Annotated in this window: 2 protein-coding genes; both read left to right on the forward strand. The window is 62.9% G+C overall.

The features are described 5' to 3' along the window. Nucleotides 1–16 precede the first annotated feature (16 nt). Nucleotides 17–2,620, forward strand: a complete 2,604-nt coding sequence (locus tag ACFWY9_RS44720) for a J domain-containing protein (protein ID WP_378341752.1) — start codon at nucleotides 17–19, stop codon at nucleotides 2,618–2,620. Nucleotides 2,621–2,746: 126 nt separating this feature from the next. Next, nucleotides 2,747–3,466, forward strand: coding sequence for a type VII secretion system-associated protein (locus ACFWY9_RS44725; RefSeq protein WP_378341753.1), 720 nt, complete (start codon nucleotides 2,747–2,749; stop codon nucleotides 3,464–3,466). Nucleotides 3,467–3,589 lie beyond the last annotated feature (123 nt).

Raw genomic sequence — 3,589 nt, forward strand, 5'->3', positions numbered from 1 at the left:
GGATGTGCATAGGGGTGTGGTTCCGGAGATCGGGCCGCACAATGTGCATGGCTACATTCCGCTGGCGGATTTGGGTTCGACGCCGATGGACGGCGTGCCGTTGGACCCGAACCTCGAGGTTGGCATGCCGCGAGGGAACGCTTCGCTTTTACGCACGGATCACAAGGGTCGGAAGATACCCATGGAACCGGGCGAGGTGCAGAGTACTGAGGGGCGTAGTACTTTTGTCCTCCGCCAGGGCGAGCGTCGTGGGACGGCCGGATTCGGACTGCACAACACCAAGAGTGGCCTGACCATGGATCTGCGAAGGGTGGTGGACGAACTGCACGCTACTGGCCAAGTTCTCCGTACCGCTCCTGGGGAAACGGTCACCCAGGCGGAAGCCGGCTTGGCCAACCCGGCAAGACTGGTGCCCCTGGGGTTCAACGATGTGATCGTGACGTCGCTGCACCTCGACCCGGACCGTAACGAGTTCGAGATGTGGGATCCTCGCAAAGAGAAGACGGCGTACCTCGATGCGGGCTCGGCAGCGCGGATGGTGCACGGTTCCAAGTCTTTTCGGGATGCGTATCGGAACCTCTTCGGTCGAGCGGGATCGCGGAATGATCCACCGGAGGTGCTTCTCCTCGTCTCCGGTGTCCGGATTACTGTCGACGGCAGCTCGAAATCGGCTTCGGTCATGAGAAACTTTGCTCGGGAGCTGACCCGATTGATGCTTGAGGAGCCGATCGTGGGCCGGACGATAAAACGTGCAACGGTACACGCACCTCGGACCACGGCGGAGATCAGCGAGGGTTTTCGTATCGGTGTTCCGGACAACAAGGGTTGGGTGACGTACGAGCGCACCCGGGAGACGCGGAGCGTCCCGGCTGGAAGCATCGGTGCGCTCTTCAACGTAAATACGAAGGTGGAGAAATACCCGTTTAGTACTTTCGACAACGTACGCACGCGGTTCAACGATGAGGAGCTACGCGATATCGCTCGGGTCGAGGACCAGTCGTCGCAGCAGTCCGAGTCGAAGGTGGAGCCCGAGGCGGGGCCGGAGCCGGTGAAGCCGCAGCAGGCCGAGGACCCTTCGGGGAAGGGTAAGGGGCCGGTTCGTCCGGAGCCGGGGCCTTCGGCGGGGTCGGGAGCGACGGGTGGTGATCGGCCTCGGGCTCCGTATGGAGGGCCGGGTTCCGGGGAGAAGTTCTCTCTGCGGCCGGAGGGCCAGGAGGCGAAGCCGCAGCAGCAGCAGCAGCCGGAGGCGGAGCCGCAGCCGGCGGGGCCGGGGTGGAACATCTCGGATGCGAAGCCGGATTCGGCGAATCTTTACCAGCGCCTTGGCGTCGACCAGTCTGCCGATGCGGAACTTATCAAGCAGGCGTACCGGAAACTGGCCTTGAAGTACCACCCGGACAAGAACCCCGAAGAAAAGCGGGAGGAGGCGGCAGCAAATTTCAAGAGCGTCGGAGCAGCGTATGAGACGCTGATCGACCCAGATCGGAGGCGGGCATACGACGCCGAACTGAATTCTGCTCAAGCGCAGGGTCAGTCGGATGGTGACCAAGGGAATTTCGCCTTCCCGCAGTCCCAGGGCTGGGCGGAGTCGCAGTGGGGGTCGCCGCAGCAGTCGCAGTGGGCGCCGCCGCAGCAGTCGCAGTGGGGGCCGCCGCAAGGGGAGCCCTTCCAGAGTTCCTCGCAGTCCCAGCACTATGGGCAGGGAGACTACGGCAACGACATTCCGTCGCCGACAAGCGGTCCGCGGATCCGTGTCGAACCGCCTCCCGGGTGGGTAGCCGGGTTCGCGGGCACTCAGAAGATCTATTTCGATGCCCGGACTCCCTATCAGCAACGTATTTATGGTTGGCGTAAGGATCATGTGGGGGCATATTACGCAGCTGTCATTGGCGTCTCATTTGTGACTGGCCAGGATGGCGAGGCCATGGCGCGCGGTTTCGCGGGTCGGATTCCTGAGATCGACAAGGTTGTGCGAACCATGCCGGGTGAGGCTGCCTGTGAAGCGTTCTTAAAGATGCGTTACGGGGCTCAGGTGGAAGCGCCGTGGGCGAAGGACTACCTGTTCGCGATGAATAGCGGCCGAGGCCCGTCACTCCTCGATTACCATGGTACGACTGATAGTGCCGCGATGACCTTGCCGCCGGGGGCGTGGAGCATGGCCACTGACGGTGGTTTACGGCAGTTGACCGATGAATACCCGGTGACGGTGCGTGGTGAAAGCTTCGCTGACGTCCAGCGCGCTTCCTGGGTTTTCCAAGAAGTTTACAACTCAAACCCGAACGGCTCGTTTGCGCATATCGCCTGTTGGGTCGGCAGTGGTGAATTCGCCAAGAAATACTTGGCTTCAATTGGTCGACCGAGCAGAAATTTCCAACACGGCTATCCAAACGTATCCTATTTTTCGAGGAATAAACTTGAATTTTCCAACTCGGCCGAAATGGACCATCGCGGCCTCATCGGGGTCGACAACAACGCGGGGTTCGTGGCTGGGTACCCCCGGACCGTCGACTCCGAGGGCAGGGTGACCGAGTACCGAATATTCGACCTTCCGTACACACGCTTCACGGATGACGAGATCCGTGGGATACGCCGGGAGGACAGGAAAAAGGGAAAACCCTGATCCGGCGAGCGGAACGAACGCGCCATCCGTCCCCGACGTGCCGTGAAGGCCTCCTTCACAGCGTGGTGCGGGGGGTAGGGGGCCTTCACAGCATGGGGCGGTTTCGATACTGCTAGGGAGAATGACATGCCGATGAAGGACTCTGCGGGGCGGCGGGTGGTGGACGTCGAGCTGTCCACCGATCCGGAGGACAGCGGGGAACCGGTCGAGGCCGGAGACCAACCCGAGGAGCCGGGTCAGGCCGAACAGGCGGCGGGGAAGCCGTCGCAGGCTGAGGACCTGTCCAGCCACTGGGTCTTCATGGTCGATCCGTCCTGGAAACCGGTCGAGAAGGACGCCGAGCCGCCGATCGCGGCAGTGGTCGGCGGCTGGTACGTCGACGACGACGGGGTGACCGGGCTGTTCCACGCCAACCCGCGGTACGTGCCGTCCGAACCGAATCTGCCGACCGACCCGGTGGACGCCGCGTTGCATTTGACGGTGAGTGGCAAGGTCGACAGTGACGAGCTGCTGAAGACGCTGCCCCAGATCGTCTATGGAGTCGGACTGGACGCGGACGGAACTCCGGTGGTGGCACCCGCGCCGGACGGCCGGCCGTCGGTGTTGGTGACCACCGCGCCCGCACACCGGGCCAGGGTGCGCGTCGCGAGCTGGCTGGAGGTCACCATGGCCGAGCTCGCCGAGGCCCTGCCCGACGAGGGGGTCGACGTGTTGCTCAACCCCGGTGCGCCGAACTCGGTACGGCTGCTGGCCGGCGCGGTGAAGGAGTCCGTGGCTTCCGCTGCCGACCGCTCGGTCGGTACGCCCGGTCGCGCCGGATTTTTTGCTCGAGGAGACGTTAGCTGATGTGCTGGCGCGGTTTGTGGCTGGTTGTGTGAGTCATGGGTGTTTTTGATATACCGGATGATCCTTTTTGGGGGCCTATTTATGAGTCGATGATGTATGTGGCGACGGGTCAGCAGTTGCCGC

It is taken from the genome of Amycolatopsis sp. NPDC059027 (assembly GCF_042739735.1).
Taxonomy (GTDB): domain Bacteria; phylum Actinomycetota; class Actinomycetes; order Mycobacteriales; family Pseudonocardiaceae; genus Amycolatopsis.

Excerpts from the sequence above, each read along its gene's own strand:
- ACFWY9_RS44725 (WP_378341753.1), top strand. The coding sequence starts at position 2,747 with ATGCCGATGAAGGACTCTGCGGGGCGGCGGGTGGTGGACGTCGAGCTG.